Annotated in this window: 12 protein-coding genes; 4 read left to right on the top strand and 8 right to left on the bottom strand. The window is 39.7% G+C overall.

The window, feature by feature from the left end; translation table 11 throughout:
- Positions 1–142 precede the first annotated feature (142 nt).
- The 8 genes from F0361_RS05835 to F0361_RS05800 all read right to left on the bottom strand — a co-directional run bounded on the left by F0361_RS05835 (position 143) and on the right by F0361_RS05800 (position 13,497).
- Entirely contained in the window at positions 143–829 is a 687-nt protein-coding gene (locus F0361_RS05835; protein ID WP_154917606.1) for a hypothetical protein, read from the bottom strand.
- The gene (locus tag F0361_RS05830) at positions 826–6,231 is read right to left on the bottom strand and encodes a T9SS type A sorting domain-containing protein (protein WP_161598210.1); all 5,406 of its coding nucleotides are present in this window, start codon (positions 6,229–6,231) and stop codon (positions 826–828) included. The genes F0361_RS05835 and F0361_RS05830 overlap by 4 nt, the downstream gene beginning before the upstream one ends.
- Before the next feature lie 100 nt (positions 6,232–6,331).
- Complete coding sequence (locus tag F0361_RS05825; RefSeq protein ID WP_154917604.1) at positions 6,332–7,732, bottom strand: DUF5723 family protein; 1,401 nt, start codon at positions 7,730–7,732, stop codon at positions 6,332–6,334.
- Between the two features lie 273 nt (positions 7,733–8,005).
- Complete coding sequence (locus tag F0361_RS05820; RefSeq protein ID WP_154917603.1) at positions 8,006–9,397, bottom strand: M48 family metalloprotease; 1,392 nt, start codon at positions 9,395–9,397, stop codon at positions 8,006–8,008.
- 59 nt (positions 9,398–9,456) lie between these two features.
- Positions 9,457–10,251, bottom strand: a complete 795-nt coding sequence (locus tag F0361_RS05815) for a hypothetical protein (RefSeq protein ID WP_154917602.1) — start codon at positions 10,249–10,251, stop codon at positions 9,457–9,459.
- A 43-nt stretch (positions 10,252–10,294) separates the two neighbouring features.
- Positions 10,295–10,918, bottom strand: coding sequence for a response regulator (locus tag F0361_RS05810; RefSeq protein WP_154917601.1), 624 nt, complete (start codon positions 10,916–10,918; stop codon positions 10,295–10,297).
- The gene (locus F0361_RS05805) at positions 10,915–12,414 is read right to left on the bottom strand and encodes a sensor histidine kinase (protein ID WP_161598209.1); all 1,500 of its coding nucleotides are present in this window, start codon (positions 12,412–12,414) and stop codon (positions 10,915–10,917) included. The genes F0361_RS05810 and F0361_RS05805 overlap by 4 nt, the downstream gene beginning before the upstream one ends.
- 351 nt (positions 12,415–12,765) lie before the next feature.
- Positions 12,766–13,497, bottom strand: a complete 732-nt coding sequence (locus F0361_RS05800) for a hypothetical protein (protein WP_154917599.1) — start codon at positions 13,495–13,497, stop codon at positions 12,766–12,768.
- Between the two features lie 177 nt (positions 13,498–13,674).
- On the opposite strand from F0361_RS05800, the gene F0361_RS05795 reads away from it, so the two are divergent.
- The 4 genes from F0361_RS05795 to F0361_RS05780 all read left to right on the top strand — a co-directional run bounded on the left by F0361_RS05795 (position 13,675) and on the right by F0361_RS05780 (position 21,693).
- Positions 13,675–13,863 (top strand): hypothetical protein, encoded by a 189-nt coding sequence (locus F0361_RS05795; RefSeq protein ID WP_154917598.1) that lies wholly within the window; start codon positions 13,675–13,677, stop codon positions 13,861–13,863.
- 259 nt (positions 13,864–14,122) lie between these two features.
- The gene (locus F0361_RS05790; RefSeq protein WP_161598208.1) at positions 14,123–15,166 is read left to right on the top strand and encodes a lactonase family protein; all 1,044 of its coding nucleotides are present in this window, start codon (positions 14,123–14,125) and stop codon (positions 15,164–15,166) included.
- A gap of 163 nt (positions 15,167–15,329) precedes the next feature.
- Complete coding sequence (locus F0361_RS05785; RefSeq protein ID WP_154917596.1) at positions 15,330–18,464, top strand: WD40/YVTN/BNR-like repeat-containing protein; 3,135 nt, start codon at positions 15,330–15,332, stop codon at positions 18,462–18,464.
- Between the two features lie 103 nt (positions 18,465–18,567).
- Positions 18,568–21,693: a WD40/YVTN/BNR-like repeat-containing protein gene (locus F0361_RS05780; RefSeq protein WP_154917595.1), complete on the top strand. Its 3,126-nt coding sequence runs from the start codon at positions 18,568–18,570 to the stop codon at positions 21,691–21,693.
- Positions 21,694–21,708 lie beyond the last annotated feature (15 nt).

Below are 21,708 nucleotides of genomic sequence, written 5' to 3'. Positions count from 1 at the left end.
AGAGTTGGAGGGGGAGAATTGATTTTGTTTGGAATAAATCATTTCTATTTGGTTCATTTTGAGCATTTAGAATAACAAAATGAATTAGAAATATGAACAGAATTTTCCTTTGATTCTTGAAAATGGCGATAGAATTTACAAGTTAAAACTGACTAAATTTTAAGATACTATAGGCTTCATTTACACCGTCTTTTGCAACAACCAAAAGAAAATAGTCCCTGTTGGGGTCAAAATTTGGAATAGTGAAGGATACTTCCCCAATGGTTAAGTTGGTATCAAAATCAATATTATTTGAGATCCCAACATCTGATGAGTCCCCTATATAGGCATCATAGCGTAAAAAACTATCATTATTGTCACTATCGCCTCCTGTCCATTTAAAATTAATTGTATTCCCGTCGATTTCTGGTTGTTCAAAATTGACAGCCAAGGGTACTTGGTTTTCTTCCTGATCGGGTAACGGAGTTGTAAACTTGTCTTCGTCACTTTCTGCAACATTACTTTTAATTTGCCATGTATAATCCTTGTTATATTCCACTGGATATTTAAACACAAGATTCCCACCTTCTTTTTCTTCGATGTTTTCCGGATCAATCGAAACTTCTACCTCATCCAATATCAAAGTATATGTTTGAATATTACCTTGAGGGCTCCATTCAAACGGAATAATAATGGAGTTTGCCACTTCTTCGCCTTTTTCGCATTTTGAGTTTGGTTCAGGATAAACCAGATTTATGGCAAATTCCGCAGGATCAAATTCACCTTTTTGACAACTTAACTGTATTACAATGAGTATGAGTGTAAGAATGATGCTATATTTTTTTTTCATCTCTTGATAAGTTTAAATTCTACGGTTTGATTGTTGCCTTTAAGTATTTTACCTAAATACATACCTCTCTGTAAGCTAGAAATATTAATTTCCATTTTGCTAATTTTCCTATCAGAAGTAGTTTTCTCAAAGACCAATTTCCCCTGCATATCGAAAAGAACCAAACTCTTAAAATCCTTTAATGATTCCCCCATTATGGAAACAATTTCATAAGATGGATTTGGGAAAATATAAATATCTTCCATTAAAATCTCTTTCTTTATAGTCCCTTGACAAATTGCATCCCCTTTTATTTTTATTGAATTTAATCCTTGTTCTAAAGGCAAGGTTATCAAATGTTCACCGGTGTCCTCAAAGTCAAAATTGTACACTCCAATTTCGGTACTTAGGGTATAGCTTTGACTTCCTGACACAAGAAAACTCCCGGTCTTACTTTTGAGGTCAACACCTTGTTCCTCAACTGACATATCTTCCAATTTTTCAATTTGTACAACGTATCTTGGAGCTATGGCATTCTCCGGTTTCTCGCCTTTAAATTCAAGTATAACTTCATACCTGCCTATCGTAAGCGGTTTGCTATTCTTGAGCCTGTCATCAGAGCTATTTGTTCCCAATAAGAATCGATCAACTTCATTTTCCGTATCGTTATAAATAACAATATCGAATTCAAATCCGGATGCATTGGAGATTTCAATAAATCCCTCTTGGTTATCACCGGGACATCTAGGCTTTTTGGAAACAACGGATATACTTGCGGGTTTAAATGAAGTTAGGTCCGTAGTAGCACTTTGGAGTATTACTTGTGCCTCATTAGGTATTCCCGCCCTATAATTAACACCGTCATCCAATTCTAAAAATAAGGATTCATTATCTTCTTCAAGGTCGTCCAATAATGCCTTTACAAAAATACTTTTGCGGTTTTCGCCGTTTGCTTCGAATACCACTTTTCGATTATTGGGAGGAATCACAGTTTTTTTATCTGCCTGATATATTAAATAGTCCTGCCCTTCCCCTTCAATAACTTCATTTTGATCAGTTTGATCAGAAATTTTGAAAAACACTTCAATAGTATCATCCACAGGCGACTCATTTAACTCAAGGATTACTTCAGCAAAATCATCTGTTTGGGATTCTCTAGATGCATTATCGGCTCCCTGAATTATTGTTGCTGTATATTCTGCTTCGTCTTCACTTTCAATTTCGATTTGTGCCCTGCTTGAATTGGATAAAGTATATCCTGAACCATCAAGCAGATTTATGATGACCGTTTCGTTAATTCCTTCAAACCTATCATCGTCTTTGGGTATGACAGTTATTTCAGCTACTAATTGGCCAGCAGGAATAGTAACTTCACCTAAAAGTATTTCAAAATCCTCATCTTCATCTGCACTAGATTGTTCATCCAACTCATATGATATTTTAATATCTGAAATTGATTCTTCATTAATACTAACAATAAAGGAGGCAGGAGTCAAGGGAGACTCCTTTGCCAAATTTTCATTAGGATTAATTTGAATAGATGCAAAAACAGGTTCGTCAATTAAAAAATCGGTGGAGAAAGAATTTAATTTAAAATTAGAATTATTTGAATTTTCGGCCTTATCAAAGAAAATACTAAACCCCTCTAAATTCTCACCAAGTTCATCTCCATTAGGTATTCTTATCAAAAGTCTATTATCTGGTAAACCCAAAGGGTTTAGAAAATCATCATTGGCTTCGAATTCAAAGACTCGTTGATTAATATTTTCAGTTGTTAGCAAATAATCTACATTTTCAGTAGCTACATCGAAAGATATTAAGGGGTTTGAAACTTCATCAGAAAATTCTAATTCTACATTATATTTGGTACCTTCAGGTACTCCTTTTTCTGCATTAAATTCATAAACAATAGTCGATCCTTCCTCAACAATGAAATATGGACAACAACCACTTCCTGTATCATCTTTAGAAATTAAATTTTCATCTATTAATGTTAGAAATACTTCAAACTCGCCGTCTTTATCTATAATTTTCAATAAATAAGGATTTGGAAGATTAATATTTGGTTCTTCTAATGGACTTTGGACAATTAAGTTATAAAATTCATGATCAGTATCTTCATCTATATTGTTCTCATACGATATCTCCAAAGTGCCAGTAGAGTTACCCTCGAAAACCGTTATAAAATTATTTAAAGGAGTATAGTCATCTTCTTCAGCCCTTTGTTCAATGTTAATATTAGCCACGGAAAAAGAAACGGGAAAAATCAAATCCCTATCCGTAATATATGGATTACCATCTCCGTTTTCTAAACTTAAGGTTACCTTCTCATTTACATTCCAACCTTCACTACCTCCTCTATTGCTTAATTTGGCATAAACTCCTTGCTGCGGAACGTCCATAATTTCAATCTCAAATATCCTTTGACCATAGTTAAGCCCACTACCGTCATCATCTTCAAGACCATTTTCCCATTCAAATGTAGCGTTGTTGGAATCAGGCTCAATTTGAATATTAATTGTTCTATTCAGGTTGTTGGATGCCTCAATTGGTATATCAATTGTTATACTACCGTCTGGATTTATAGAATTGTCAACTGTAAGAATCAAAGGATTTTCTGATTGTACGGTTCCCTCAGATGAAACAAAATATGGTATCTCTAAATTAAAACCATTGGCCTCATTAGGTAAATTAGTATCAATATTTATTTCAATTGTCCCTCCTTCATTTATCTTTAATTTTCCATCTTCATTGAATACATCCCCAGCAGCAACTGCGGAAAGTAATATTGATTCTCCATTATAAAGATTATTGTTTTCTATTTCAACCTCTAAGGTTAAAGTTTCACCAACATTTAGTGTATTTAAATCTTCATCAACCAACGCTAGATTTGCTGAAATGGGAATTATGTCAATAAAGAAGTTTTCTAATGGTTCATTAAGAATTTGATCTAAATTGACTCTTACATTTCCGATGGAAGAATCAACAAAACTATCATCATTAAAAATTGTGTAGGTTTCATTTACTGAATTATAATCATTTGTTGATGCAGTCGCGCTTCCATCTCTAGTAACAACCATTATTTGATAGCTTGATAATTCGGTTGAGTTAAAATTTTGTAAGTCTACTTCAACAAAAATTTCATTATTCCTATTTTCCTTTATCTGATAAACAGGACCATTTATCGGGTTTACTGCAAAATCAACATTCTTAAAAACTGATACATTTACTAATGCTGTCTCATTAATTTGTTGGTCAATAACAGTAATGTTAATGGTGGTTGGTTGGGCTATAGTATATTGCCCGGTGTTTTCTGATTCTATTGTTATAGTATACACCTCATTACCATTATCATTACCATCATTCAAAGGGGTAAACGAAATACTGCCGTCAGGATTTACACCATTAGCAACAGTTATAGCTTGGTTTAGTCCAGTAATCGAAAAATCAGCGGTTGCATCAACGCCATTCTTGGTCACCAAGATAATTGGATTATATACAGTTCCGTTTTGAGCGGTTGCATCTGCATTAAAATTTAAGGTAAAACTATTACCTTCGGTAATTTCGATTGCAGGAGGGTTACCTGAAGTACCGGGGATGCTCGCTGTTACCGTAAATGGTTGGGGATTACAATTTGTGGAATAGGACGTGTTGGCATCTTTTAACCAATTTGCTTGGTTTTCCGCATTGGCTACATTGCTCACTTGGATACATGTGAGGGTGGTGTTACCCGTAGCATCAAAAGTAGAAAGGTTGGTATCCGCTCCAGAGATGTCAAGACTTGCTAAATTGGGATTGTTTGAAATTGTAAATTTTAGAAGGTTTGCCTTAGTTCCCAATTGAATTGCAGTAAGGTCGTTGTTCGTAATATCCAGTTCTTGAATGGCTGGACATGTCGCAAAGTCGACAGTGGTAATCGAGTTAAAGTTGAGTCCAACGGTCTGTAAATTTGTAAGGCCACTAACATTTAATGTTTGAATATTACATCGCCATGCCCTAAGCTCCCTTAAGCTTGTATTTTGTGAAAGATCGATGGAAGCTATGTTATTACCTTCTACCCTTAAAACCTCCAAAGCGGAAAAATTTTCGATCCCTGCAAGATTTGTAATGCCTAAACCTGGAGGAAAGTTTACAATAGGAATGGAGCCAGAGAGGTTCAAAGCGGTCAATACTTCCACTTTTTCCTTACATACCAAACCATTTCCAACTATTCCATCCCCTACGTTTAGAACGTTTTCTAAATAGGCTTCAAAATTGGCATCTGGAATGTTAACGGTTTCATTACATCCATTCGGATTATAGACATGGAGTTCCCTTCCAATTCCGCTACCATCTGAGCCTGTCACATATAAATTGCCATTAAAGAAAGAACCATAAACGGGAGTAAAACTATTTGAACCAGAATTGTAATCCTCCGTAAAATTAATTTCACCACCTGCTTCATAAATATATAGTTCACTACCAAAAGCATTGGTGAATCCAGAGAAAGCTAGATAATTTTGATTTTGTAATGGAAATCCACCTAATGGGTATTCTAAACCAGCTGCAATTGGAATTATTTCTTCATTACCCAAAATATCCCTTGATACCAATTGAGTGTTGTCCTGGTCAAAGAAAAGGAGCTTATTTTCAAAAACAGTTAATCCGAATGCGAAATTTAGTTCCACACCAAACCCCCCAGTTCCGTTTGTATTATTATACCATAAGTTATAAGGTTGGTTGAAATCCCCATTTCGGTATAAAAAGTATAAATTATCTCCTAATGAAGTAAGATAGGAAACTGAAGTGTTCTCAAAGAAAGTTACCATTTCTACTGAAGTACCATCACTTCTATAAATGGCGTCCACAGTAGTAAGCAATCCTCCTACTGTAGCCGATTCTTTGCCCACAAAGTAAAGTTCGCCCAAGTGCTCCACGTATTGACTTGGATCTAAACTGATAGTAGATTGGTCTTCTACCAATCTTACCGTAGTTCCATTAAAAGCCATAAGTTCATGGTTGGGATTTAACGGGTCCGCTTGATTAATTTCACCACCAAAATAAAGCTCGCCATTATACACAAATGCAGAACCCCACATTGAAATGGAAGAATCCACTACGGTACTCCCAGCTCCAGTACCATAAGGTCTATTTAATCTGTGTAATTGATTATTGGCATTGAAGTATAGGTCGTTATTATAAACGACCATGTCATAAGCGTTAAATCCTTCTTGCCATGCAATCGAAATGGTTTCATTAGTATCCATCATAAATATGGCAGGCCCACCTGTAGATTGTCCTATGAAAAATAAAAAACCATCATGTTCTAAAAATTGGAACGGATTAGATTGCTCGACTCCTGGTAGGATATCTTCTACCAATCGAATCTGTGCAATAGAAATCAAAGTTGTTAAAAGAAAAAAGGGGAGTAATAATCTTTTCATTTTCATCTGTTCTTTTTTATACTTTTAAACCGGTTAGAGGTAATTCGCTAAGGAAAATCTCGCTGATTAATAAGAATTGTATTTAGCTCATCTCATATTTTTAAAACACCTCTTCCAAAACAGGCAGGCTGATTCCAAAATAAACGTGATTTAAAGGTTTGCCGGTAGCTACGTTGGCCAGGGCAGCGCAACCTGCTGTGATGTATTTATAGCGAACAGCCAAGCCAATATGGACACTCCCGGTTTCCATTACATACGCGAGGGGGATGCTTGCGCTAAAATCCGAGGTTTCATACCGGGGGGCCAACGTGGCCATACCAAATCTAGTGTTTGTAAATTCGTCCTCCTTGGAGGTCAGTGCCTGGACATAGTTGAAGTTTACGTAGTATTTATTGTCATTAAGGACAAGGTAGTCCGCATTGATATGTAAGGAACGAGGAAGCGCAAAAGTTACACTGCCCTGTTGAATCCTTTCACCCTGTGGAGTATGGGTATTCGCAGCATCTAAGGTTTGGAACAGTTCTTCTGTATTGTCCGGTTCAATTGAGTTACCTTCAAATTTAAACAACCTCTTTCGTATGTCCTTTTCTTCTTTTCCGTACTCAATACCTCCAATATCCAAAAGAGCCGCGCTCAATCGTAATTTATAAGTATTCACAGTTGCACTACTGTTTCTAGCTCCAACCCTGTTGGTTTCCCTAGGGCGCCACTCGTAAACCAAGCCCACGTCACCACCAATTCCTTGACCATTAAAGTCAATTCCAAAGCCATAGGTGTAAAAGCTTTCGATATCCATATTGCTATTGGAGGGAGGAAACTCATTACTTGTATTTAAATAAGTTAATTGTTCAACTCCGGTAATATTTCCGTTTTCATTTGTTGTAATGCTACCTCGAACTTCGGTACCCCGTCTACCTGCCAAATATTTAATGGTACCACCAATTTTTAAAAAGTGATAGTTACCCCTAATGGCGGCAAAAGCATAGTTGATACCAAATTCGTCCCATTGGTGGGTGGTATTGTTGAAGTTGGATGTATTTATGGATATGGAGCCGTTATAATCAGGATTGGTTAGCCGTGCCCAAAGCCCTCCATTGTAGCCTTGGTAATCCGTATAGGAACGGGAACGCCATAAAAATGCAGCGGCATGTCTGGGAGAAAAACCCCAAAGCACTGAGGGCAGCATAATATCCTGATCTACGGCAGAATTGTTCTCATTGCTCGCATTCCCCTCGTTTTCGGAAAATTTTAGGGCATTAAACCCATTTGGTTGTTGGTTGATGTCCTGAAAATCGGTTCTGCTAATGTCCGTAGGGTTGAAAAAGTGATAGGACATACCGTTGATATGATATCGGTATTTGGATTCTACACTGTTGGCCGGATTTTGTACAACGTTGTAGATACCACCATAGTTGTCAAAAACGGTGCCGTGGCCAAATTGGGCAAGTGCCAGAAATGGTAAAAAAAGTATAAATGATAAAATAAAGTGGTCTCTCTGCATTTTGGTTGGTGGTTTAAAGGTCCTTATGGACAAAAGGGGGGATTTTCAAGATAGAAAATTTTCATGGGTTTTGTCTCCGTTAAATAGCTTTTTGTCGATAAAAAGATAGGTTTATCGATAAAATCAAATATAACAGGTAAGGCCAAATGAAGAAATACCCATTATTGGGTATAATTTGGAATGAGGAGATTGATAATCAATTGATTGTAAAGAAGGAAAGTATTGGGTAGACTTAAAGAAAAGACCTACAAAATATCGCTTTTTCAAGTATTGTTAGAACTGAATATCCGTTATTTTTCGATCCTGATATATACCTTCTTCGGTTTGGGGAATGTCACTTTTTAAGGGAACCAGACTTGCTTTAATCTCGGTAGGAAATTGTAGCCCGTTAAACTCTTTATAATGTCCATACACTATTTTCCGTTCGATGTTTTCCTTCTCCTTGAGATTTCCTTTTTTAAAAGATTCAATCAATTCTTTTTCTACGATGGCATACAGCAATCCCGTGGCCGTTTGATAATAATAGCTTTTTTCTACGGTCACACGTTTCCCCTTTTTTTGTAGGTCACCAAATTCCAGGCGTTCCTCGGGCAGTTTGAGTTCAAAACATTCGATGCCGTCGATTCTTTCCCTTCCGGCGTAGGTCGCTACCTCTGGATTGGACAGTAAAACAAAGTCTTCAAAAAAATTGCTCAAGCTTGGCTCAATGTCCTTTTTAAACTCATAGTCATCTTGTTTTTCTGTACCTATGCGGGGAGCACCTTGGTTCCATTTTTCCTTATCTGAAAATTTCCATAATAACGAGTCGTTTTCCACTTTGTAATTCTCACTGTAATCCCGTCCCTCCAAGGGTTTGTTTACCAAGATGATATTTGGGTTCAGCACATATTCATGTTCAAATTCATTGGATACGGCATTTAAGCTTTGACCAATTTTTTCGGTAATTTTTTCGCTAAATCTTAGTTCCCTTATTTGGCCTAGTTCCTTTTGACCTCCAACTGACTTATAATACCTGTTAATAATATGTTCTGGAAGAATATCCCGATCCGGGGTATTTTCATTTAACAGAACCGTTCTTTGGGTTGGATTATTGATCCTGTTCCATCCTTCTTTTATGGCTTCCAAACGTTCCGCCCTTCCGGGATGGGTGCTAGAGGCTTTTTCAGGATAGTTTTTGAACATGCTTTGCGCTTCCTCAAGCGTACTTCCCATACGTGCCATGGTAGACCCGGCAAACCGGTCTGCACTGATCTCATACCTGTGATTGCTCCCCACATTGTTCAAAGAATGATAGTTTAAAAGATGACCCACCTCATGGGCCAAAACCCCTATGGAAGCCCAATCCGTACGGGAACTGTTCTTCATTTTGGAAAGCCAAATGGGGTCATACAGGATATAGGGTTCTTTTTTACCACTATTATCTTCTTGTATACTGGCCAATGCGTTTTGAATATTTGGGCATTGCCTGATTTTAAAGGTTCTGTTCAACCCCATTTGGGCCATAATCTCGTCAACGATAGCTTCGGCTTCTGGGTCCGCTTGATAGCTTTGGTTACCAAAACAACTTTCATCCACTTCTTCATATACAATATCCTGTTGAAAACCTTGGGCATAAACCGTAGTCATGGCTAAAAAAACTAGGAATGTAAAAATTGTAAACTTCATTTTTGGTGGTTTTAAGTCCGATATAAAGTATAATACAAATTAAATTATTTACCTATGCATCAGTTTGCCACGGCTTTTATCAAAAATTTGGAGATATTGTTCTGGTTACTTTGGTAAAGTTCTAGATAGCGGTCCCAATTTTGGGTCTTTGCATTGATTTCCCGTACCCTTACCTGAACGGTCTGCAGTACTTTCATTTTTGGTATTACCTGATAGTTTATTTCTGGAATTTCCCTTTTTTCTCCATCGATGAACTGTTCGTCCAAAAGAATGGGATTAATGTGGAATTCCTGGGCCTTATCATCCTCGTCAAAATAATAAAAACCAATGTCCAGAATATAGTTTATTCGGTTGCCTGGTCCACTTAGTTTACACAAGGAATGATTGAGTTCGTAGGATTTTAGGCCTAGATAATAATAACCTTCTACATTTTTTACGGTACCTAGGTCAAAGACAAATCGATTGATTACTTCCTGTCCCCCAAATTCGTTGAGACCAGATTGTTGGAAGACCATATTTTGCTCAGAATCTAGTTTTTTAAAACTTCCGGAATTCTCAAAAAAGGAATAACTGGCAAAATATTCTTTATTGAAATTATCAGGATTATAGAATAATTTGGAAGCCCCATCAACCAACAAGGGTATCAGTTTGACGGCCAATGCACCCAGGGCCAGCCCAAAGGTTTCCTTAGTATCCGTTGATTCCGCTTTAAATAAGAGCTCTCGTTTAATCTCTTTGAAATCGGTCTTTACAACCTCTTGGTTTTTCAGGGCATAGTGCGTTTCAACTTGGGAATATCCGGAAACATGGGCAATCATAAAAATGGTTAGAATGTACAATGACCTGATAATCATTTTCTTTGAGTATTTCAATTATCTTTAAAAATAGGGGAAAAGATTAAAATTCATACTTTTTTTCCAAGGCGTACCTCAATAACTCTCCTTTTCCCTGGATTTCTAATATGCGCATCATGTTTTTTCTATGGGTGTCAACTGTGTGTATACCAATAAAAAGTTCATCCGCAATTTCCCTTGAGGTTTTTCCTTGTGCAATCAAGGATAATATTTCTTTTTGTCGCTTGGTCAACAGACCTTTGCTGGAGGCTTTTTTTTGATTTTCTGCAAATGAGAGATCAATATTGCCATCATAATAAGTACCGCCATTGGCAACGGTCAATATTGCCTCCAAGACTTGGTTTAGAGAAGCGTTTTTAAGGATATACCCAGTGGCACCCGCATGTAACATTTTTTTTACGGCCCCCTCTTGGTCGAACATGGTAAAGGCCAAAACGGTAATATGGGGGTGTTCTTCTTTAATTATTTTTGTTGCTTCAATCCCGTCCATAATGGGCATTCTGATATCCGTTATTATTACATTTGGATTTCTTTTCCGTACCACTTCCAATAACTCCTGCCCGTTATTGGCTGTGCCTACAATTTGAATGTTTTCCTCGTATTTGAGTAGAAGCTCCAAACCATCAATCAAGGACTGATGGTCTTCGGCGATTGCTAACCGTATCATATGGGTATATCTATAATTATGGTCGAACCTTTACCAGGTTCAGATTCTATGTGAAAAGTGCCCTCCAATTGGGATATTCGTTTGTCGATACTTTTGAGGCCCATTCCATCTTTTCCTTTCTTTAAGGTTTTAGGGTCAAAACCTATTCCGTTATCTTCGACCAAAATGTTTAGTACATCACCGTGGTTGGTGAGGTGTATGTTTGCCATTGTGGCCTTGGAATGTTTAATAATATTGGTCGTTAATTCTTGTATAATTCTGAACAGGTTGAGTTCCAAGCTGTTTTCAAGCCGATTGTCCAAACCAAAATCCTGTACCGATACCGCTATTCTATTTGATTGCGAAATTTTATCAGCCATTTGATTAACAGCTCTTAATAGTCCTTGTTTCGCAATGACCCCGGAATTTTTTTCATGGGCGATGGCCCGTATTTTTTGATAGGCCTCTTCCAATAGTTCATTGGTCTTATCATAAAGTTCTTGCTTGTTACTTATTGATTTTTCTTGCAAGGAGTTGAAATGAAGTTTTACGTTTGCCATCAATCCACCTAAATCATCATGAAGGTCATGGGCGATGCGTTGCCGCTCTTTTTCCTGCCCTTCTATCATGGCATCAATAGTAGCAAGTTCTTGGTCCTTTAGAAGTGTTGCTACTTTCTGTTCCTCCAATATTTTTCCCTGCTCAGCGAGCAATTGTTTGCGCTTGGTATTTTTATAGGTAAGCACACCAATGACCGACCCAAAAAGAAGGGCCAGTCCAAGCCCCAAGGTCCAAATTTTTATTTTTTTGTTTTGGGCATCCAATTCGAGCTTGTCTAGCTTGAGTTTGTCGGTTTGATTTTGGACTGTTAAAATGGAAGATTCTAAGGTATTGTTTTTGTAGCCAAGCCTATATTCAATTTCCAATGATTTGTTAAGATAGTGGTATGCACTGTCGTATTGCCCTTCTTTGTGGAAGATAAGAGCGTTCAATCTGTCAATATAAAAAGTGTCCTTTAGTTTTTCGGCAAGCCTCCCTGAGGCTTTGAGGTATTTTTTTGCTTTATTGAAATTATTATTTTGAAAATTTATAAAGGCAATTTGCCATGCTATAGATGCTCTCATATTTATTAAATCAGCATTGTTGGCAATAAGACTATCCGATTTTAAAAAAAAATCCTCTGCCTTATCGAATTCCTGCTCGATTTTATAATACATTCCTTTTTCGTAATAATATCTTGAAAATAGGTTATTGTTCCTTGGAATACGTAGAAATAAGGAATCCAATTTTTCCATATAATTGTAGTATCGGGCATCAACATCATTTAAACTGTCATCGGCCTTTGTGAAAAAAACCAAGTGATATAATATCAACAAAGCTTCATCAACATCACTGGACTTTATCTCTGTAAATCTTTCTAAAAAAGATTCGTATTGCTTACTTCCTATAAAGATTTCAGTACTAAAAAGATTTAAAATGGCGATTAGGGCAGCTTTTTCTAGGTAAATGTTTTTCATTTTTTGAGCTACCTTAAGGGCATTTGAAAATTTTTTGTAAGCTTCTAAGGATTGTCTATTAGGGTTGTAAGCATATTGGTACCCTTGGTAAAGTAATTTAGTAAATGCATGTTCATCAGAATCTTTTTCATCTAGAACCATTATTGTATTATTTGATTCCAACTGCAATAATTCAATCAATTCACCAAGCAATCTTTTGGACTCTTCATTACCAATAAGGGTTATTGAATTTTTTGCTGCTGTAAAATCTTGAGACTTTAGTAAATCATAGAACCTTTCCAAAGGTGTTTCCGCAGAACTGATTGTAGAAATAAGAACAATTATGAAAAGGCAAATAGTTTTTGGCATAGACTAAAAGATAACCTTGTTATAACTATGCCAACATCTTTTACCAGGAAGTCCAAACGCAATCTCATTTTCGTTCGTTTGTTTAAGTTCAGTATCCAATACCTTGTCATAATTTGCCTTACGAACAATATGTGTCCCATCCTTATAAAAGAACTCAAAATCGAAAGCTTTGCCATTATCGGGTTTACAAGCAATTCGCCCATCGTCCATAAGGATAGCATTACCATTCTTGTCAAGTTCTGGAAACATAGGATTTAAATAACGTTCGGCATGTAGATAACTGCCTTTTTCAAAATGGATATTTTTTAAGTCTTCTTTATTAAGTGAGAAGGTCTGTTGATCGGACAAGGCTCTTGTGTACACTTTAAATGTGATTGTGTTTTTACCATAATTTGAATCGACCACAACGGAATCTATTCCTATAAAGTAAGTAGGTTTATAATTGACAATCTCAAATTCAATATTCTTTAAGGTTCTATACTGGGGTCCTAAAGAGGAATTTTCAATTTTGATGGAGGCATATATTCCATAATTGGTTTGATAATTCTGCCCCGCCATTAAAAGTTGTTTTCGGGTATCATTCAAATCCATGGTTGAACTATATTCCTGTAGTCCAGTTACTTTTTTGACTATAACTTCATTACTTCCCTTAAATTTCTGTCCCAAAAGAGGATGAAAACTAAGACTTAAAAGAAGGAAAGTAATTAGAAGAGGGAATTTTTGAAATGTTTTCATTTTTTGTATAGTTTTTTGGTTTGGTCTTCAAAGATTATAATAACCAACAAAGTAGGCTATACCGGATAGTGGGGATATTTCTAAAAGATAGGAATTTAATCGGATATTGGTTTATCAATAGTGCCTTTATAATCAATATTTTAATGAATAAGCATCCGGTTTATCCAGAAAAAAGGTATGGTTAGTGACCTTAACCAACACTCTGGGTCCTATAAGGAAATATCCCCCATGATGTACTTTGTTTTGGTTCTGGTTACCTTCGTTTTGTTGATTCTTGTGGTATTAGCCATCATCGATTTAAGAAAGTCGACCAAGGAATATCGCGAGTACAAAGATCAGGGAAGCGATACCAAAACCGACCTTTAGATGTATCGTTTTGCCAAGTTTCATTAAAAGTGTCTACATTTAGGTACATTAAATTTTCCTATGAAATGAGCCATAACAAGTCTTGGTTCTATCGAGATAGTTATTGGCGAAATCGAAGATTCATGAACACCCAAATTAGACAAACTTAAATGATGTAAATAATTACATCTGACCTATGAAAAACAATAGAAATAAACAGATGAATAGATGGACAACTGCAATGATGTGCTTAGGCATATTCTGTATAATGGGATGCAATATGAATTCTAATCACATTACCTATGATCTATATGTAGGAACCTATACGGACGGGGATAGCAATGGTATTTATCAACTGAAGTTCAATGCGAATACAGGGGCCTTAACCAACAAGCAATTGGCCGCCAATATTGAAAACCCTTCCTTCATCAAATTTTCTCCGGATAATTCTATACTCTATTCGGTACTTGAGACCGATACCTTCGAGGATACCTCCGGTGGGGTAATGGCCTATGAACTTTTGGATGGCAAGCTTATTCAAAAAGGGGCCATGGCTACGGTAGGAGCCCATCCTTGCCATATCGCTGTTTCAGATGATGGCCAGTATTTGGCCGCTTCGAGCTATACAGGAGGCAATGTCACCATTTTTAGCTTGGACGAATTTGGTGGCCTTATGAATGACCCCCAGGTTATTGACCTCCAAAGCTTGGATACAGTGAAGACGTCCCATGCACACTCTGCCGCCTTTACAAAGGAAGGGTTATTTATAGCCGATTTAGGGCTGGATGCCATGAAGCGATTTTCTATGGATGCCGGAAAGTTCAAACCAAACGAACAGCCTTCCATTGATTTACCAAGTGGTGCAGGGCCAAGACACTTCACCTTTGGTCAGGATGGGAAGTTCTTATACACCATAAATGAATTGAATTCTACCATCACTGTTTTTGAAAGAACGGGTTCAAAATATATTGAAAAGGAAACCCATACTACCCTTGCGAACGATTTCTTAGGGGAAAGTTACTGTGCTGATATCCATTTGTCCCCTGATGGTAATTTTCTATATGGATCCAACCGTGGCGAACAGACCATCGTCATTTTTAGGGTGGACAAAGCAACAGGTTCCTTGAGTCTGGTGGACAGGGAGTCCGTCCGGGGAGATTGGCCCCGTAATTTTACAATGGACCCAACTGGGAAGTATCTGTTGGTAGCCAATCAAAAAAGCAGCAATATTGTGGTATTCAGAAGAGACCAGGAGCTAGGTACTTTAGAATTCTTGGAAGAAATTGAACTGCCCAATCCCGTTTGTTTGGAGTTTCTGGATTAATATTTACATAGGCCACGTTCCTAAAAAATATCCATTCTTATGTTATTGAATTTTATAAGCTTGGAAAAAAACCATAAGCCCCAAAATCATTATTGTCTTTTTTAAATGGGTGTATTAAAAGCTTTTCTTTAAATTTAGGGTTGACTAATTCAAAGAACTGAAAATGAAATCCAAGTACTCTTTTATGGCCCTCGTGGCCCTTTTCCTATTGCTACTGCCCAGTACAACAGAGGCACAACGTAGAAGTAAATCCAATAGCGCAACTGTTTCCTATCCAGAGGAATTGTACTCCAGCCTTGAATATCGGGGTATAGGGCCTTATCGCGGTGGTAGATCGGCTGCCGTTACCGGCGTGCCGGGAGAACCCAACCTTTACTATTTTGGAGCCACGGGTGGAGGGGTCTGGAAGACCTTGGATGGCGGTCGAACCTGGGAAAATATTTCCGATGGATATTTTGGCGGAAGTATCGGTGCTGTGGAGGTGGCAAAAAGCGACCCGAATGTAATCTACGTGGGCGGTGGCGAAAAGACCCTAAGGGGAAACGTTTCTTCAGGTTATGGCATTTGGAGAACCGTAGACGGCGGTAAAACCTGGGAAAAGGCCGGTTTGGAAAAGAGTAGGCACGTGCCTAGGATCAGGGTACATCCCACGGATTACAATACGCTATACGCCGCAGTATTGGGGGATATCTACAAACCGACAAAAGAAAGGGGCATCTACAAAAGTACCGATGGTGGCGACACTTGGAGACAAGTACTTTTCGTAAACGAACAGGCCGGTGCGGTGGATTTGACCTTCGACCCAAACAACCCAAGAATTTTGTACGCTTCTACGTGGCGTGCCCAAAGAACCCCATACAGTCTAAGTAGTGGAGGGGAAGGATCGGCCCTATGGAAAAGTACGGATAGTGGTGAAACTTGGAACGAGATATCCAAGAACGAAGGTTTTCCAAAGGATACTTTGGGAATCATTGGGGTAGCGGTTTCGCCCAAGAATTCTGAAAGGGTTTGGGCCATTGTCGAAAATAAGGAAAAGGGCGGTTTGTACCGTTCCGAAGACGGTGGTAAAAAATGGTCCTTGGTCAATAGCGACCGAAACCTGAGACAACGTGCCTGGTACTATACCCGTGTCTATGCGGATACCCAGGATGAAGATGTAGTGTATGTTCTGAACGTAAGCTATCACAAATCCATGGATGGGGGAAAAACATTCAAATCCTTCAATGCCCCGCATGGAGACCATCATGATCTTTGGATTTCTCCAGAAAATGACCAGCGGATGATTATTGGGGATGATGGGGGTGCCCAAATTTCCTATGACGGAGGGGAGACCTGGAGTACCTATTACAACCAGCCTACAGCTCAATACTATCGGGTGACTACGGACAACCATTTTCCATACCGAATTTATGTAGCGCAACAGGATAATTCCACACTTCGTGTAAATCATAGAAGTGATGGTTCCGCTATTACTGAGGACGATTGGGAGGAAACCGCCGGTGGGGAATCCGCCTGGATTGCCGTAGACCCGGAGAATGATGATATTGTTTACGGTGGTAGCTACGATGGCTTCCTTACCCGCGTGAACCATGAAAAAGGCACCGTTAGGGGCATCAATGTATGGCCGGACAACCCCATGGGTGCAGGGGCGGAGGCGATGAAATATCGTTTTCAATGGAATTTCCCCATTTTGTTCAGTAGGCATGACCCCAACAAATTATACACTTTTTCCAACCATGTACACATGACCACGAATGAAGGCCAGAGTTGGGAAGTGTTGAGTGGGGATCTTACCAGGAACGATCCAACAAAATTAGGTTCCAGTGGTGGGCCAATTACACAAGACAATACCAGTGTAGAGTACTATTGTACCATTTTCACTGCCAATGAAAGCCCATTAAAGGAAGGCTTGTTGTGGGTAGGTAGTGATGACGGATTGATCCATGTGTCCAAAAATGGGGGCGAGACTTGGGAAAATGTTACTCCTTCCAATATGCCGGAGTGGAACATGATCAATAGCATTGAACCTTCAGCTTTTGATGAGGGTACATGTTATGTGGCCGCTACCCGATATAAATTGGGCGATTTCCAGCCCTACCTATACAAAACAACGGACTATGGCCAAACATGGACCAAGATTACCAATGGCATAAATGAGGAACACTTTACACGTGTAGTGCGGGAAGACCCCAAAAGAAAAGGCTTGCTGTATGCGGGAACGGAAACAGGTATGTATATTTCCTTCGATGATGGGGCGAACTGGAAATCTTTCCAGATGAACCTGCCCATCGTACCCATTACGGATTTGACCATCAAGGACAATAATTTGATTGTGGCCACCCAGGGACGCAGTCTATGGATCATTGATGATTTAACGGTACTACATCAATTGGATGAAAGCAAGAAATCATCGGAACATATTCTGTATAAACCCAAGGATTCCTATCGTACGAAAGGGAGGGCAACAAGCAGTCCTTCCAAAACATCCGGACAAAACCACCCTAACGGTGTGGTGACCCATTTTTACTTGAAGAATCTCAGTGAAAAGGATAGTGTTCATCTAACTTATACCTCCATGGCAGGGGATACCTTGGCCACTTATAACAACTATACAAAAGAAAAGGACCAAAAACTAGAAGTAAAGAAAGGTGGGAATACCTTTGTTTGGGACACTCGGGGTAAGGGTGCCAAATTGTTGGACGGTATGATACTTTGGTGGGCCAATTTGGATGGGCCAAAAGCGGTTCCCGGTAACTACAAGGTACATTTGAATGTCAATGGGAATTCCAGTATGCAGGAGTTCAAAATTGTCCCAGATCCGCGGGCGGAGGCATCGGTAGCCGATATGCAAAAACAGTATGACTTTATTACCGATATCAACACGACCATAGATAAGGCCCACAAGTCCATTGAAAAGATCAGGAACGTAACGGCCCAATTGGATGCATTCACTAAGCAGTATGCAGATAACGAATCCACTAAGGAACTTATCGAAAAGGCCAAAAAGATGAAGGAAAGTTTGGGCGAGGTGGAGAAGGCCTTATACCAGACCAAGAATAGGAGTCGGCAAGATCCTTTGAACTTCCCCATTAAGTTGACCAACAAATTGGGACATTTGAATAGTTTGGTGGCGATTGATGACTTTCCTCCCACGGAACAGGACATTGCCGTTAAGAACGAGCTTACGGCCGCTATCAACAAGGAATTGGACAAGTTTGACGCTGTGATGTCGAATGAGCTAAAAACGTTCAATACATCCTTTAACGATTTGAACTTGAACTATTTGTTTGTTGAGTAATATAAGGTGTTATTCTATTGATCTGTCACTTCTAGCGGCCTATCCAGAGTGTACTCAAAGGGGGGTCGAGAAGTTAAAAAGGCATCAAAAAACTAGAAATTAAATGAAAAGATTACTTGTGATTTTATTCACCCTTGGAGCAACGGGAACCTTTGCCCAATTGGCCAACGAGTATTTCAAACCGATGAAATACCGTAATATAGGACCCTTTAGAGGTGGGCGTTCGGTTACGGCAAGCGGGGTTATCGGTGACCCGATGACGTATTATATGGGCACCACTGGTGGCGGACTTTGGAAGACCGAGACCGCCGGTCAGAAATGGGAAAACATCTCTGATGGTTATTTCAAAACCGGTTCCGTAGGCGCCGTAGCGGTTTCAAAATCGAACCCCAACATTCTATACTGCGGTATGGGCGAGCATGCCCCAAGGGGAGTGATGACGTCTTATGGTGATGGTGTGTATAAATCCACCGATGCCGGTAAAACATGGCAACATGTAGGATTGGAAAAGACGCAGCATATCTCGCGTATCATCATTCATCCAACCAATCCGGATATTGTCTATGTAGCCGCCCAGGGAGCACTTTTTGAAGGGAATCCAGAAAGAGGAATCTACAAATCCATCGATGGTGGGAAAACTTGGAAAAACACCCTTTTTGTGAATAATCTGACCGGGGCGGCAGAACTTTCTATGGATGCCAATTACCCTGAAATCATGTACGCGGCCATGTGGGAGCACCAACGCAAACCCAATATAGTAATCAGTGGCGGGGAAGGCAGCGGACTCTACAAATCCACCGATGCCGGAGAGACCTGGAAAAAAATCCACGAAGGCCTTCCAGAGGAAAAAGGAAAAATGGCCATAGCTGTTAGCCCTGCTAATTCAAATAAAGTGTACGCCTTGATCGAAAGCGATTCCAATGCGGACAAGGGCGGACTTTTCGTCTCCAATGATGCAGGGGAATCCTGGTCCATGGTGAGTGGTGATAATAGACTGGTACAGCGTGCCTGGTACTACATTGAAGTATTTGCGGACCCCAATGATGAGGATACCGTGTATGTGTTGAGTGCGGCCATGTTCCGTTCCGAAGACGGCGGGAAGACTTGGGAAACCATTGATGTACCGCATGGGGATACGCACGATTTGTGGATAAACCCTGATAATTCCAAAAACATGGTGCTGGCCGATGACGGAGGGGCTACCATTACCTTTGATTATGGTAAAACTTGGTCAGCGCAGGACAATATGCCAACAGCGCAGTTTTATAGAATAAGTGTCGATAACCTGTTCCCATACAATATTTACGGTGGGCAGCAGGACAATACTTCGGTGCGAATCGCCAGTTTGTCCTTGGGAAGGGGCGGTATAACGGAGGAGGACTGGACCTATTCCGCCGGTGGTGAAAGTGCCTTTTTGGCCTTTGACCCAGATAATCCAAGATATGTGCTGGGCGGCAGTTATTTGGGTACTATCGAAGTGCTTGATACGGAAACCAAGAGTTCTACCAACATTATGGCAGCCCCCATACAGTATTTGGGCAGGGAAGCCAGGAACATGAAATATTTGTACAACTGGAACGCCCCGATCATTGGTTCCATCCACGAACCTGGTACGTATTATCATGGCGCGCAATTGGTTTTACGCACACGCGATATGGGGCTTACCTGGGAAGAAATCTCTCCTGATCTAACACGCGATATCGATGCCAAGCAAGGTAACGGTGGCGGACCTTACACCAATGAGGCGGTAGGTGCGGAAAACTACGGAACCCTGGCCTATATGATAGAATCGCCGCATGAAAAGGGAGTGTTCTGGACGGGAAGTGACGATGGATTGGTACATATTACCAAAAATGGTGGGGAAACTTGGGACAATGTAACCCCAAAAGGACTGAGCGAATGCTTGATCAATGCCATTGAGGTATCGCCCCATGACCCCGCTACGGCGTACATCGCCACCACCCGATACAAGTTCAACGACTACACACCGGCCCTTTACAAAACAACCGACTATGGAAAAACCTGGACCAATATTAGTGCTGGTATCCCTTACGGGGCCTTTACAAGGGTGGTTCGGGAAGATGAAAATAGGAAAGATTTATTGTATGCGGGTACGGAACTCGGTATGTACATTTCTTGGAACGGAGGCAAAACATGGGAGCCCTTTCAGCTGAATTTACCGGTAACCCCTGTGTTGGATTTAAAGGTGCATAGAGGGGATTTAATCGTGGCGACCTCGGGACGATCTTTCTGGATTTTGGACAATATCAATACCATTAGCCAGTATGAACCAACCAAAAAGGGCCTGAAATTTTTGAAACCAAATGCGGCCTACGCAGGATCTTGGGGAAGTCCCATGAGCAGCAATGCCAAGGAGGTTACTGCCACGGATGCCTTTGACGGGGTCAATCCGGCGAACGGTATGGTGCTGTATTACGAATTGCCAAAATTGAATGATTCCACCAAGCTTACCATGGAAATCAAGGATTCCAAAGGGAAATTGATTCGCAGTTTTAGTTCGGAAAAGGATAAAGACTATATACCACATAACGGTGGGGGAGCCCCTCCGGCCCCTGTATTGCCAAAAAATGAAGGCTTGAATCGGTTTGTATGGGATATGGGCCATTCGATCGTTCCAGGAATTCCAGGCGTGTATATAGAGGCCAACTTTAGGGGACACCAGGCAATTCCTGGAATGTATACCATAACACTTACTATGGATGGGCAGACGGTAACCACGCAAGGTGAGATCAAACCGATTCCAACCATTGAAATGAAACCGGGACAATTTGAGGAGTACGATGGGTTAATGAGCGAAATGGAACAGAAGATTACCGAGATGCATAAAATGGTCAATACCCTTTTTGAGGTTCAGAAAGACCTAAAGGAAGTGTTGAAGGAAATCGAGGATGAAACCTTAAAATCAAAAGGTGAAGCACTGTTGGAAAAAATGAAGGCGTGGGATGCCGATATGGTCCAAAGAAAGTCGCAGGCCTATGACGATGTGGAGAATTTCCCCAACAAATTTACGGCGGAATATCTATTTCTCTTGAATCAGACCAGCGGTAGTATTCCACGGGTAAACAAATCCAATATGGATAGAAAACAGGAATTGGATAAGCAATGGATACCTTTAAAGGCCAGAGGAGAAGCCTTGCTAAATACAGATATTCCCGCGTATAACAAAGCACTTTGGGAAGCGGGTATTGGGGCATTAAATCCGAAGTAGTTAATTAATTGTTCT

This window comes from Maribacter flavus (assembly GCF_008386635.1).
Taxonomy (GTDB): domain Bacteria; phylum Bacteroidota; class Bacteroidia; order Flavobacteriales; family Flavobacteriaceae; genus Maribacter; species Maribacter flavus.
Note: the sequence above shows the minus strand (reverse complement) of the source record. Positions and strands in the feature narration are given on the sequence as shown.

Coding starts and splice junctions, on each gene's coding strand:
- F0361_RS05810 (WP_154917601.1), bottom strand. CDS start 10,918: ATGATACGGTTAGCAATCGCCGAAGACCATCAGTCCTTGATTGATGGT.
- F0361_RS05805 (WP_161598209.1), bottom strand. CDS start 12,414: ATGAAAAACATTTACCTAGAAAAAGCTGCCCTAATCGCCATTTTAAAT.
- F0361_RS05780 (WP_154917595.1), top strand. CDS start 18,568: ATGAAAAGATTACTTGTGATTTTATTCACCCTTGGAGCAACGGGAACC.
- F0361_RS05795 (WP_154917598.1), top strand. CDS start 13,675: ATGGTTAGTGACCTTAACCAACACTCTGGGTCCTATAAGGAAATATCC.
- F0361_RS05820 (WP_154917603.1), bottom strand. CDS start 9,397: ATGAAGTTTACAATTTTTACATTCCTAGTTTTTTTAGCCATGACTACG.
- F0361_RS05785 (WP_154917596.1), top strand. CDS start 15,330: ATGAAATCCAAGTACTCTTTTATGGCCCTCGTGGCCCTTTTCCTATTG.
- F0361_RS05800 (WP_154917599.1), bottom strand. CDS start 13,497: ATGAAAACATTTCAAAAATTCCCTCTTCTAATTACTTTCCTTCTTTTA.
- F0361_RS05790 (WP_161598208.1), top strand. CDS start 14,123: ATGAATTCTAATCACATTACCTATGATCTATATGTAGGAACCTATACG.
- F0361_RS05835 (WP_154917606.1), bottom strand. CDS start 829: ATGAAAAAAAAATATAGCATCATTCTTACACTCATACTCATTGTAATA.
- F0361_RS05830 (WP_161598210.1), bottom strand. CDS start 6,231: ATGAAAAGATTATTACTCCCCTTTTTTCTTTTAACAACTTTGATTTCT.
- F0361_RS05825 (WP_154917604.1), bottom strand. CDS start 7,732: ATGCAGAGAGACCACTTTATTTTATCATTTATACTTTTTTTACCATTT.
- F0361_RS05815 (WP_154917602.1), bottom strand. CDS start 10,251: ATGATTATCAGGTCATTGTACATTCTAACCATTTTTATGATTGCCCAT.